The organism is Rhodanobacter sp. C01 (assembly GCF_002001045.1).
Classification (GTDB): domain Bacteria; phylum Pseudomonadota; class Gammaproteobacteria; order Xanthomonadales; family Rhodanobacteraceae; genus Rhodanobacter.
This window is the reverse complement of record NZ_MUNR01000012.1, coordinates 62,573-74,763: the sequence shown is the minus strand read 5'-3', so window position 1 is coordinate 74,763 and position 12,191 is coordinate 62,573. Positions and strand designations below refer to the sequence as shown.

Genomic DNA, 12,191 nt, shown 5'->3' with positions numbered 1-12,191 from the left:
GATCTGTCAACCGCCATGGCCGCATGAAGGATATGTCGCTCGTTGCTCGGCCGGCGACGAATCGGCGCACTCCAACCGCGGGCGTGCCCTACACGCCCCAGAGCCTGCGCGCTTCCTCAGCGACAACATCAGGGAACTCTTCCGGGAAGAAAAGTTTTGCCCCGTCGATTCGGCGCACGCCACGGGAATGCGGCAGCGTCTTGTCGAGGTATGCCGCATCGGCCTGCGAAAAAATGGTGTCGCCGGTGCCCCAGATGATGCGGGCAGGCACTTGGCTCTGCCTGAGCAATGGTTCCGTGCCGGCCAGTGGATTCGGTGCGAGGCCGACAGCATAGGCGTTGGTCAATGCCTTGCGTTGCGGCGACTCCACCAGCGGAGTGAGATACATGTCGATGGTTTCATCGGCAAGCCGGTCTGGATAGGTGAATGTCATCCCGCCGAGGCCCTTGTCCGAACGCGCAAGATTCTTGTCGGCTACCCATGGGGCAAGCCATTCGTCAGCAAATCGGCCTTGCTTCGCCAATCCGATGACGGGAATCACGGCTGGCGGCGGGCAGTTGTTCTCCACATCGCAGTTGGTGAGGAGCACGCTGCGCACGCGATCGGGATGCCGCGTAAGGAAGAGCTGCGCGACGGCGCCGCCGCTATCGTTGGCGACGAGGTCCACGTCGCGGATGGCGAGCTGGTCCAACAAGGCCGCAAGCATCTGAACCTGCGTGGCGGGCGTCACGCTCACCCCATCGGCGACCTGGGTGTAACCGAGACCGAGTGAATCGGGTGCGATACAGCGACGATAGGGCGACAGGCGATCGAAAGCACCACGCCACTGGAAGCTGTTGAGCGGAAAGCCGTGCAGAAACAACGCTGCCGGACCGGTCCCGCGATCCGCATAGGCGATGCGGCCGAAACGTGTGCTGATAAACCGCCGCGAAGCATTCCACGCTGCGGCATCCGTGCGCGTGCCGTTCGATCCGGAAGCAAGCATGCGATCGGCGCCGACACGCGATGCGCAGCCGGCAGCCACGCCAGCGGCCAGGGTACCCATGGTAAAACCGAGGAACTGTCTGCGGTGCATCTCGATATCCTTGCGATGTGGTGTTCGATGAACTGCCCGGACCTACCTGAAAGAGGGATGGCAACAGGTGCTTCGTTACTGAATTGACCGAGCATGCTCAGGCTTGTTTCGGCTGCAGCCAAATCCTGCGCCCCAAGGTGGATGAACTTCGCGATCGCGATCTCGTGGACATCGATGCGGCCTTTCAGGCGCGCCGCCAGTACGTCGCCGATCTCGTCGGTGAAAGTGCATGTCGCCCATGCGCTACAGACCTTCCGAAAGCTCATTCCGTACGACGTCGATGATGTCTTCGCAGCGCTTGTAGAACACCCATTGCTTGACCCGCTTGCCGCGTATCAAACCGGCATGGCTGAGGACCTTGAGATGCTGCGTCGCGGTCGCAGCGCTTATGCCCAGCTTGTCGCGAATGAAATCGGCGCATACGCCGTCCTCGACCAGGTCGCCGTCGACCTGCGATGGGAAGTGCGCTACCGGATCTTTCAGGTAGTGCAGGATCAACAGGCGCTTGTCGTTGGCAATGGCCTTGACGGCCTCAAGTTGTCCCACGAGCGATGCCGGCTTTTTCCTTTTCATTTCGTAATTATACGAAATTACAAATTTTGCACAACTTCTTCCCAACGACCGGCCGCGCTGGTCAGCCGGCTTGCTCACGGCTGGGTGCGCGGCGGGCCCTTGAGCAGTTTGCCTGGTCGACGTGAATCCAATGGATGTTCTCCTGGAGCCAAATCGCACCGCGCGCGTCTGCGTGACAATCGGTCAGTCCAACAAAGGGTCATGAGAAGACCCCTCGCGGGCTCGCATCGATTGCGCAGCACAATGACTTCGTCAATCGCATTCAAACTTCGCGCGTCACGGCGCTTCGACACATGCGGGTGCACTTTCGGGTGAACGCAAAATAGATTCGGCGCGCTCACCCCGGAGGAATGACATGCGTATTGATCAAGAAAGCAAGAGTATGGGCAACCAAAAAGGTGGCATTGGGTATGTGCTTCTGTGGCTACTGGGCGTGCCGATCCCCCTTTTGGTCATCATTGCGCTCCTGCGTGGATGTGCTTAGACGTCGGCTGGATACGAAGCGTCCGTATCTTCCACTTTGAAGGAGAAAAACCATGTCCATTCAAGGCCATGTCGTGGCCACTGGCGATGCTGCCGCGATACAACCATTGAGCTTACGCGCCATTTTCGCCGGTTGGCTCATCGCCACCGGAATCGCTGCCCTTCTCTACCTTGGAGGCCTTGCCCTCGGCTTTTCCAGCTTTGACAGCTGGAACGCTGCTAGCAGCGCGAAGGGAATCGGAATCGGCACTGCCATTTGGATGATCATCACGTGGGTTGCATCGCTTTTTCTGGGCGGCATGTTTGCCAGCTGGTTTGATGGCCGTAATGACGACACTTCCGGTGCCGTGTACGGCGTAAGCGTGTGGGGCGTCTCGATGGTCGTTACCAGCATTTGGATTGCATGCGGCTTATCGCATGCGATATCGGGACATGGAATGGTTGCGACGCAACATCCGGGGGCCGCACCGCAGACGCAAGGGCCGGCAATGATGGCTCCGGCTGCAGTCACGGTTCTCGACGCCAACATCGCTCATTTGATCTCACAAGCCGGGGATCATGATCGCGACGCCTCCAGGCCAATCACTGCCGCGCTCATCGCAGATGAAAACGAGACGGCGAGCGCGCTGTTCGCGGCCGACACCGGCGTATCGCAAGCTGATGCCGCTGGTTCACTGGCACGCCTCGCTCCGGAGGTCCAATCCGCACAACGTGAGGCAAAAGCCGCAGCCGACAGGGGGGCGCACTATCTCGCCATGACCCTATGGATCGCGTTTATCAGCGCGTTGCTGGCCTTGCTGGCTTCGGCCATCGGAGGCTGGATGGGTGCCGCACACGTGCACCGTGTCTATCATCTTCGCAACTATCCTGGCCGACTGTAACGCCGGACGAATCCAACGAGGCCTCGTCATTAACCGGTCCATAGCTGTAGAGCATTCCAGGATGCCAGCCGGACAAGGATGTCCCTGGCCAGGGAAGCTTGCCGCAACCGTGTGCAAACTCTCATCGTTCCCGGGTCAGCGGCATCCATGTAGCCATGAAGGGTATGAATACCCACGCCATTGTTTTCTCCCCTACGCTCGGACACGCTTTAGTTTTTCGCCCTTCCATCGCCTGCGACATGGGCTTCCGAAGGGCGAAACGAGACCCAAGTCGACAACCCTCCTCTCGATGGATCGGCTTGGTGTTTTCTCGGCTCCCTCATACGAAAACCCTGAAGCGACCAGCGCGGGGTGCATAACGACCTCGCAGCAGCTCTGGCTCGCAAACCGGAAAGCGGGTTCGCCAAAACCATCGAAATCGATCGACCACCTGGCAGCGGTGATGTGACAACGGCAAAAGGCAGCGCGCGCCCCCTATGCCAGCCGAAGCTGTACGTCGGCTGTGCGGGGTGGGTCATTCCCAAAGTCTTCGCAGGGCAATTTCCGGAGAGCGGCAGCCACCTGCAACGCTATGCCCGGGTGTTCAACGCGGTGGAAATCAACTCATCGTTCTATCGCTCGCATCGGCCCCTCACCTATGCCCGCTGGGCGGCGTCGGTATCGGGCGACTTCCGCTTTGCGGTGAAGATGCCGCGTTCCATCAGCCACCATGCACGGTTGTCCGACTGCATCACGCCGCTGCAGGCCTTCCTGGGCGAGGTTCACCAGCTTGGTTCGAAGCTCGGTTGCCTGCTGCTGCAACTGCCACCCAGTCTCGCCTACACAGCGTCAGTGGCGGTGCCGTTTTTCGGGATGCTGCGTCGCCTGCATCAGGGCCCGGTCGCCTGTGAACCGCGTCATGCCTCGTGGTTTGTACCTGCGGTAGACCGCCAGCTGAAAGACCACGGCATCAGCCGAGTCGCCGCCGATCCCGCATGCCTGCCGAAGGCAGCGGTGCCGGCGGGCGATTCGATCACGCAATACCTCCGCCTGCACGGTTCGCCGCAGATCTACTACGACAGCTATCCCGAAGCGACTCTGCGCCGGATCGCCCTCAAACTGCGCCGACCTGCATCGGACACGACTCAGCGCTGGTGCGTTTTCGACAACACCGCGCTGGGTCATGCCACAGCCAATGCCCTGGACATGCTCGATGACCTGAGGGATGACGAGCCGTCGACCTGACGTTCACTTCCTTCGCCTTCGCACCGCAGGTTGCGCATTGCCGACGACAACGTCGGAGAACACGGTGCCGGAAGGCCTTTCGATTTGGATCCTGCGTGAAGAAGCGGCCGCGTTCGCTGGCCGGACCATGCGCAGCGCCGCCCCGGCACAAACCAAGGCGAAGTCACCTGGCGCCTGCCTCCCGTTCCAGTGTCCGCTTCATGGCCGCAGCGCCCAGATCCATGTTCTGGCCGATGGGTTCGACCAAGGCATCAGGCAGAACGTCGGTGATCCAGACCAGACGTGTGCCGTGCTCGCCATCGGGAAAGACCTGGAAGGACGCGTCGTGATGCACGGCTCGGCCACCGACGGATGCGTAGACGAACCGGCGGGCATCGTGATCGAGCGTGACGATCAGCTCGCGCGCCACCATGCCGTTGGCGAACGTGACGATCCTGGCGTCGCCATCGAGCCTTGCATCCACCAGCACGCCCGGCACGAGGCGTATGTGGGCGGCGCCGACGTCGCTGATGGCCGCCCAGACGTCCGCGGGGTCGGCATCAAGCAGAATTTCCTTGTAGATCGAAGCCATGGCACCTCCTCGTCAAATGGTTGCGTTTGCTCATTGCGATCAGCCACCGAGCGTGTCGGTGGACGTCCAGGTAGGTACCCAGCTCTTGCCTGCGTCCGCGGAAATGGCCCAGTCCTGTTGGCAGGATGTCGCGGTAATGTGCGACCAGACGTTCCGGGTCAACACGGTCTTGCCGTCGATCTCGTCCATGCCGATGAAGCTGCCCACGCCATCTTTGAATTCGCCCACCATCGGCTTTTCCAGCGTGCCGGACTTGCTGTCCGCGAAATAGACGCGCCACTGCTGCGTCTTGCGGTCGTACAGGCGAAGCGCCAGATCCTCGATGTGACCCTTCGGCCCATCGACTTCGAGTTGGCCTACATTGGCCCAGTCGTCCCAGACGCGATACACCTGATGCGTGCCGCTCAAATCGCTCCACGCATTAGGTGAGGACAGCGGATCCAACACGGCCCGTATCCGCGTCGCCCAGTGCCCCAGGTTGAAATCGAAGTCATGTTCCGCTCCCGTGCCCGGCGTGTAGCGTGCAGGGTCATCGGAGCTCTTCTTCAGCCGGGTGAGCTGCGCAACGAAGTGGGTGACCCAGGTCTTGCCGCCATCGGGCGAAGACGCAATCTCGTAATGGTAGGAATCCGGCGTGATGTTCGACCACACGTCGCGCTCGAAAACCCGCTTGCCCGCAGACTCGGTCCAGCCATAAAACACACCGCGTCCATCCTTGAACGAGCCATACGAAGCTTCCTGCATGATGCCATCGCTGCTGCCGGCGAACTGCTCGCTCCATTGCCCGGACTTCGGGTTGTACAGAAACAGCGTCAGGCCCTGGAAGTGACTGCCCGATCCGGAGGCTTCGATCTTTTCCAGATTGGCCCGCCCCTGCCACAAGGGCTGGTCGATCACCGTCCCGCTGAACTTGACCCACTTGTCGACACCCGACGCCGTCACGTCCCGGCTCATGATCTGCGTCGCCCAGGTGCCGAAATGAAAATCGAAGGCATGCTGCTGATCGTCACCCTGGGTGCCCGCGGCCGACGACGACTGCCATCCGGTCGCCAGCAGCACAAGCAGGCCTGCCCGCAAGATCATCTTTGTATGCATCACGATTACCCTCTGGGTTGGAATACGTCACGGAGCAAGGCTCGTTGCCCACGCCGCCACCGAAACACCGACTCGCCGCCTTGCCTGCCCGCCCAAGCCCGAGCGGGCGCGATGTTCTGGCCGGTTTGACGCCCATCAGTGGACATAGTTGATCGCAATGGCCGGCGTCAGCGAACGCGGGGTGTTGTGGCCGCCCGCGATCACGCGCGCGCCCAGCAGCACGCCGAGATTCGGCGTCCAGCTGTATTCGACCGCGGGTGCGTAACCGTAGGCGTCGCTGGCGCCGGTGCGCAGGTTTACCGGCGCAGGCAAGGCATCGAGCGGATCGGTATAGCCGTTCACCCGGCTGGCGCCGTCATGGCTGCGGAACAGATCCAGTGCCAGCACCCAGCGACGAGTGAGGCTGTATTCGAACGAGCTGCCGATGTAGAACGCGTCGCCCGGCCGGGCCGTGCCGCGGAAGCCGGGCGCCGTGCCGTAGACGCTGGCCCCGGTCACCTCGGCATCGCCGGAGAAGGTGCGGGTCAGGTTGAGCCGCATGCGCAGCAGGCGGCCGTTCGGCATCCAGAAATAGCTCTGCGCATTGAGGCCCAGCGCGGTGGCCCAGGCGCCGCCGCCCATGCCGTCGCTGGCGCGCGCCAGTTGGTCGTAGCGACCGGTGGGTACGGTTTCCTGCAATTGCACGGCGAGCGTCGGCAGCCAGCTGCCCTCGTGGAAGTGCGTCAGCCGGTACTGCGCCTGCACGATCTGGTCGCCGGCGCCGATGCCCGAGCTGCTCGGTCCCTGGCTGACCCGGTTGTAGCCGATGATCGGAATCAGGCCCACGGTCAGCCGCTCGGTGAGCCCGTACAGCACGTAGGCGCGCGAGCCGAACGCATCGGCGCCTTTCGAGCTGACGTCGTAGACATAGGGCTCGATCAGCAGGTGTCCGGGCGGCAGCGTCTCGGCGGAATTGGCCAGCATCGGGCCGGTCCACCAGGCGTCGTCCAGCGACTGGCGCGGCGCGGCGGCGTCCTGGGCCGAGGCCGTGCCCATGCCCAGCAGCAGGACCAGCCATGCCGCGAAACGACATGCCGTCCGTTGCGCCTGCCGTGGCTTGCCTGACCGCCATCGCATGACCACCGACACCTCCACCGTTCGCCCGTTGCGAGCAGACTAGGCAGCAAAGTGGCTCGAACGAATAGCCACTTGCTGAGAAAATGAAATGGCCACTTGGAGACCGCCATGAAGCGCCTGCCTACCGGTCTGCTGCCATCGATCGCCCTTGAGGACAGCGGCCCGATCTACCAGCAACTGGCCGACTGGTTTCGCCGCGCCATCGCCGAGGGCCGGCTGCGGCCGGGCCAGCGCGTGCCCTCCACCCGCGCGCTGGCCAGCGAACTGGGCGTGTCGCGCTTGCCGGTGCTGAGCGCCTACGAACTGCTGCATGCCGAGGGTTATCTGGAGAGCTTCAGCGGCGCCGGCACCTGCGTGGCCGCGGCGATTCCGCACGAAGCGCCGCCCGCGCCGACCCGCCGCCTGCCGCGCGCCGTGGCTGCATCCGCGGCGCCGGCGCCGCGCCCGGTCGCTGCGCGCGTGGCAGCCATGGCCTCGCCACCGCAGACCTGGCTGAAAAGCCAGGGCGCGTTTCGCGTGGGCGTGCCCGCGCTTGACTACTTCCCGCACGCCGTGTGGTCGCGCCTGCTGAGCCGGCATGCACGCCATGTCGGCAGCGACGCGCTGATCTACGGCGACACCTCGGGCCATGCACCGCTGCGCGAAGCGATCGTCGAATACCTGGCGACGGTGCGCGCCGTGCATGCCGATACCGATCAGCTCATGATCACCAGCGGCGCGCAGCATGGCTTGCAGATCTGCGCGCACGCCCTGCTCGATCCTGGCGACCACGCCTGGGTGGAAGAACCCGGCTATCCCGGTGTGCACCAGGCGCTGGCGGCGGTCGGCGCCGTCCCCGTGCTGGTGCCGGTGGACGCGGACGGGATGGATGTCGCCACCGGCGTTCGCCGCGCGCCGATGGCGCGGCTGGCCTACGTCACGCCCTCGCACCAGTTTCCGCTGGGCGCCACGATGAGTGCGGCGCGGCGCATCGAGCTGCTGCAGTGGGCCGCACGCGCGGGCAGCTGGATCGTCGAGGACGACTACGACAGCGAATACCGCTACGGCGGCCGACCGATCACCGCGCTGCAAGGCCTGGATACGGACGCGCGGGTGATCTATGTCGGCACCTTCAGCAAGGTACTTTTCCCCGCGCTGCGGCTGGGCTACCTGGTGGTGCCGAAAGACCTGCTGCCGGCCTTCCGCGCCGCCCGCGACGCGCTGGACACCTGCTCGCCGATGCTGCCGCAGCGCGCGCTGCACGACTTCATCCGCGAGGGCCACTTCGCACGACATATCCGCCGCATGCGCATGCTGTACGCAGCGCGACGCGCGGCCCTGCAAACAGCAATCCGCCAGCACCTGCCCGATGCGCTGCACGTGGTGGGCGCCGACGCAGGCATGCAGCTGACCGCCCTGCTGGCGCCGGACGTGGACGACATCGCACTGTCACGGCGGGCGATACAGGCTGGCGTGTCGATACGACCGCTGTCGCCTTGCTATCGCGGCGAAACGCGATGCAGTGGCGTCATTCTGGGGTATGGCAATGTGGATGAGCACGCCATTGACGAGGGTGTGCGGCGGCTTAGGGAGTGCTTGTGAGCCGTCGAATCGGGGCTCGGCTGGCAACGGCTCGGGTGGTTTGTCACCATCGGGCAGAGTGCGCGCGGCCAGGTCGTCGACACCAGCGGCTTCAACGAGCATGGGTTCGCTCTGAGCACGGTCGAAATCTGACCCGACTAGTTTTTCTCGATTTTGTTCAGAGCCTCTGTTCTTGAACCTGATCGAGGACTTCCCGCACGGCGAGGGCCGCGTTGAAGATACCCTCCCCCAGCGACGACACGGTCTGCGGATGCAAGGGCTCGCCACACCCCACCGTGACCATGTCTCCATTGGCAGTGATCGTCCGAAGCAGACCGTCGAGCTGGTCGATCTGGTCGATGGTGACTCCAAAAACTAGGTGCTCGTGCGTCATGGCATCCCTCCTCCGGCGATATCGCGAACACGGCCGTCCGCTCGATAAATTGATCCGTCCACCACAGGGAACGGAGATAACAATCCAAATCCAGTCACCTCAGTCCCTGAGGCTTTCCCACTTGTGCAATGGTCCACATCGGGCCATTCGCCGGTTGATCGTGCCCAAGCGCCCACCTGCGAGCTTGCACGGATTTAGTATAACGTGACTTATAGTCCGTAGATCAATAGTCCACCAAAAGCGATTGTTCACAGGTGGACATCACCCCTTACGTTGGCCCTGCCTTCCGATTGCTGCGCGAGCGTTGCGAGCTCAGCCAAGAAGAACTCGCGTTACGCGCGGGGCTCGACCGCACCTATGTCAGCGGCATCGAACGTGGCCGCCGCAATCCTTCGCTGAAATCCATGCAACGAATCGCTGCGGAGCTCGATGCGGCGCTGGACGAAGTATTCGCACTCGCCCGCGAACTGGCAGAAGGAAACGAGGCCGCATCCAAGCCAAAGCGAGTTCGCCGCAGCAATCGAAGTCTTTAGACGCTGAAATTTCGCGGTAAGGTCTGCACGGCGCACATGGCTTGGAAACAAAGAAGTCAGAGACATTTTTCATAGTCCAAAATGTCTCTGACCCCTTTCCTGCTCCTCACCTTAGTGAAGAGCGGCGTCCAACACATGCTCCTTGAAGAGCCGGTAGACCGGTGTCGGAACAAGTCCGCCCCCGCCATAACCCTGGGTGATGGTGGCCAGTCCCGCAACCAAAGCACTTTGGGCACAATCAGTGTCACTGTGTTTGGTCATGTCACGTTTTTCCAACATTGCCAAGATCTCGTCCACATCACAGACCAGCACCCGTTCAATGACCGCATTCACCCGCATCATTTCCCGCGCAGTGATACGTTCGACGGCATAAGCGCGGAGCGCTTTGGCAACCCAAACGGCTTTCAAGTTGCTGTCCACACGATCAAGCACCGTGATCAAGGCTTCTGCGGCACGCTTCGAATAGGCCGGCTCATTGTCGAGCCGTTGAATGAGAGAAGTGCGCCCCTCCGCTGGCAACGATTTCAAATCAGCCAGAAAGGCGGCCAGCTTCCGCACAAACAAATAATCCCGAATGGTCAGGTAGGACTTGCCAGCAGCCGTCATCCACTTCAACACAGGGATGCCGCTCGCCACATCGGTGATGTTCTCCAACGACATATCACCAGCATCAATTAGCGCATCCGTAAGGTCGGAGCGCTCAATGGTCAGTCGCAAGCTATCCCCCAATCCTTCCTGCTTTTCAGTCATAACCATGCCTAATGTAATGAACAAAACTAAAAAATGGTGTCAGGGACAATTTGAGGAACGTGGTGCTTGTCCGATCTGTCGCACCACGCCGAAACGGCCGGCTTCGGTTTCGACCCATGAGCGGAACCGATCCGTCCGCAGCACCTTTCAGAAATTGTCCCTGACACCTTTTCGTTTTGTTACGTCACAACCAGGCTGAATTGCAACGTCTAGTGGCCACTGTTAAACCTTTTCTATTTCAGTGACTTTTCACCGGTAACGAACACATTTCTTTAGCCCTCCAGACCGGAAAAGGCCAGCAGCACCCAGAGACGGTCGCTGTGCGACCGATGGCCGCCGGGAACAACGTGGACCAGGGTGAAACCTTAGCGCGGGCTGACTGTGAAGCAAACCTAGCCCTTGAAGGCGTATGCCGAGCCGAGGGATACACCATCTGGGCTAAACGCAGAGCATAACTAGGCCGGCTTCAGCATGATGATCAGCTGTAAAGCCATGCTCATGGCATGCTTGACTCGTGGCGCACATTTCAGGGTTCCATTGAATGACTGATCACCCGCTCTCTCCGATGCTGGTCCAGTATCTGGTCGCCCTCTGCTGTCTTAAATGGGATCCGAACGCGGTTGATGTCACCGTGGGCGACATGGTTACCGACATCGCCGCTCAAAAAGCGCGCGACGTGGATGTCACAGTCACAGTCACCGTCACGGAAAACGGCTCGGTTACGCACGCGTTCAAAGCCTACGAGGTCAAACGCGAGAACCAGCCGCTTGATGTGGTGACGGTAGAGCAGCTCTGCTTAAAGCTGCTGGATATGCCCCAAGTGACACACCGAGCCATCGTGTCAGCCTCCGGGTTCACGGATGGGGCCAAATCAAAAGCCGCACGTCACGGCGTTGAACTCTACGTGCTTCAACCTTGGACCCGGCCTCTGAAGGATCAGTTTCCGCTCTTCACCATGGAGGGAACCGTCCAAGAATGCTTCCATGGAAACAAATCGTTGTTGTGCTGGGCAGACGCACAGCTCTCGATCGCTGCGCCAACTGCCACGCAACCATTCCAAGTTCAACCGGAGGATGCGCTCTTTACCGCAAAGGGCAAACCGCATTCCCGCTACAAGAATTTTGAAGATTACAGGCTTGCGATACTTCTCCGATCCACGGGCGTTTTGTTCACCTTGGAACCGGCGCAAACCATTTGGCGAACATTCCCCATCCCCTTCGTCGGTCCCGAGGATCAAATTCCATGCGGTCCTGCTTGGCCACATACGCACACGGTGGACGTGGTAGCAGATGGTGTCTTTGTCGAAACAGGTAGCAGCAAGTGTCGCATCGATACGATCACCATTTCTGGGCATCTTCAGTGGCAACGAGAAAAGAATGCGTTTCACTATTACGTCATCGAACGGGTTCCTGATGGGGAAGTGTTTGCGGGTGCGCTGGTGTCGCCCGACCATCAACCTGGGCATATGACGAGCATGATCTTCTCGCCCAAAACACGAGAAATCCGGATTGAATTTGTTCGCCTTAGCGAGAAGCATCTACGCGCTATCAGAGATTTGAAGCTGCGCACTCAAGATGACCAATCGTGATACGACCTTCCACCCTGGCTTGGCGGTGGCGAGCCGATCAGAATGAAAAATGACCGTCTCAAAGTTCAGCGAATGGCGACGAAAACTCGTCTGCTTATCCAGGAGCTAGGCCTGTTCGTCAGTAGCATGAGATTTTCCGAACCGACGCCGCGCCGACGTCTTTTGTTCCAGACAAATTTGTCGAACCGGTGGGTTCTCATCCCCGTAGTCACCATCAGAAACGCAAAACGCCCCACTCGAGGGCGTTTTGCGTTTCTGGCGGAGAGAGTGGGATTCGAACCCACGGTAGGCTCACACCTACGGCAGTTTTCAAGACTGCTGCCTTAAACCACTCGGCCATCTCTCCAA

Annotated in this window: 12 protein-coding genes and 1 tRNA gene; 5 read left to right on the top strand and 8 right to left on the bottom strand. The window is 61.0% G+C overall.

Features of this window, described 5'->3' with window-relative positions; translation table 11 throughout:
- Nucleotides 1–88: 88 nt before the first annotated feature.
- The gene (locus B0E50_RS11930) at nucleotides 89–862 is read right to left on the bottom strand and encodes an alpha/beta hydrolase (protein WP_254427268.1); all 774 of its coding nucleotides are present in this window, start codon (nucleotides 860–862) and stop codon (nucleotides 89–91) included.
- 456 nt (nucleotides 863–1,318) lie between these two features.
- Complete coding sequence (locus B0E50_RS11925) at nucleotides 1,319–1,726, bottom strand: winged helix-turn-helix domain-containing protein (protein ID WP_217343283.1); 408 nt, start codon at nucleotides 1,724–1,726, stop codon at nucleotides 1,319–1,321.
- A gap of 458 nt (nucleotides 1,727–2,184) precedes the next feature.
- Here B0E50_RS11925 and B0E50_RS11920 point away from each other — a divergent pair, with 458 nt between their 5' ends.
- Together B0E50_RS11920 and B0E50_RS11915 are read left to right on the top strand one after the other, a co-directional pair.
- Complete coding sequence (locus tag B0E50_RS11920) at nucleotides 2,185–3,012, top strand: hypothetical protein (protein WP_077441436.1); 828 nt, start codon at nucleotides 2,185–2,187, stop codon at nucleotides 3,010–3,012.
- A gap of 444 nt (nucleotides 3,013–3,456) precedes the next feature.
- Nucleotides 3,457–4,236 carry a DUF72 domain-containing protein gene (locus tag B0E50_RS11915; protein WP_077441968.1) on the top strand — a complete coding sequence of 260 codons (780 nt, stop codon included), beginning with the start codon at nucleotides 3,457–3,459 and terminating at the stop codon, nucleotides 4,234–4,236.
- A gap of 163 nt (nucleotides 4,237–4,399) precedes the next feature.
- Here the strand turns inward: B0E50_RS11915 and B0E50_RS11910 are convergent, their stop codons facing one another.
- From B0E50_RS11910 to B0E50_RS11900, 3 genes are all read right to left on the bottom strand, one after another.
- The gene (locus tag B0E50_RS11910; protein ID WP_077441435.1) at nucleotides 4,400–4,807 is read right to left on the bottom strand and encodes an SRPBCC family protein; all 408 of its coding nucleotides are present in this window, start codon (nucleotides 4,805–4,807) and stop codon (nucleotides 4,400–4,402) included.
- A gap of 39 nt (nucleotides 4,808–4,846) precedes the next feature.
- Nucleotides 4,847–5,890, bottom strand: a complete 1,044-nt coding sequence (locus B0E50_RS11905; RefSeq protein ID WP_077441434.1) for a hypothetical protein — start codon at nucleotides 5,888–5,890, stop codon at nucleotides 4,847–4,849.
- A 147-nt stretch (nucleotides 5,891–6,037) separates the two neighbouring features.
- Entirely contained in the window at nucleotides 6,038–7,018 is a 981-nt protein-coding gene (locus B0E50_RS11900) for a transporter (protein WP_254427267.1), read from the bottom strand.
- A gap of 108 nt (nucleotides 7,019–7,126) precedes the next feature.
- Between B0E50_RS11900 and B0E50_RS11895 the strand changes: the two genes are divergently transcribed.
- On the top strand, nucleotides 7,127–8,599 hold the full coding sequence (locus B0E50_RS11895; protein WP_077441433.1) for a PLP-dependent aminotransferase family protein: 1,473 nt from the start codon (nucleotides 7,127–7,129) through the stop codon (nucleotides 8,597–8,599).
- Between the two features lie 157 nt (nucleotides 8,600–8,756).
- Here the strand turns inward: B0E50_RS11895 and B0E50_RS11890 are convergent, their stop codons facing one another.
- On the bottom strand, nucleotides 8,757–8,972 hold the full coding sequence (locus tag B0E50_RS11890) for a hypothetical protein (protein ID WP_077441432.1): 216 nt from the start codon (nucleotides 8,970–8,972) through the stop codon (nucleotides 8,757–8,759).
- 254 nt (nucleotides 8,973–9,226) lie between these two features.
- Here B0E50_RS11890 and B0E50_RS11885 point away from each other — a divergent pair, with 254 nt between their 5' ends.
- Complete coding sequence (locus tag B0E50_RS11885; protein ID WP_077441431.1) at nucleotides 9,227–9,505, top strand: helix-turn-helix transcriptional regulator; 279 nt, start codon at nucleotides 9,227–9,229, stop codon at nucleotides 9,503–9,505.
- 111 nt (nucleotides 9,506–9,616) lie between these two features.
- On the opposite strand, the gene B0E50_RS11880 is transcribed toward B0E50_RS11885, so the two are convergent.
- Nucleotides 9,617–10,255, bottom strand: a complete 639-nt coding sequence (locus tag B0E50_RS11880; protein ID WP_139350857.1) for a hypothetical protein — start codon at nucleotides 10,253–10,255, stop codon at nucleotides 9,617–9,619.
- 541 nt (nucleotides 10,256–10,796) lie between these two features.
- Between B0E50_RS11880 and B0E50_RS11875 the strand changes: the two genes are divergently transcribed.
- Entirely contained in the window at nucleotides 10,797–11,843 is a 1,047-nt protein-coding gene (locus tag B0E50_RS11875; protein ID WP_139350856.1) for a hypothetical protein, read from the top strand.
- A gap of 256 nt (nucleotides 11,844–12,099) precedes the next feature.
- On the opposite strand, the gene B0E50_RS11870 is transcribed toward B0E50_RS11875, so the two are convergent.
- Nucleotides 12,100–12,189 (bottom strand) — tRNA-Ser (locus B0E50_RS11870).
- Nucleotides 12,190–12,191: the final 2 nt, after the last annotated feature.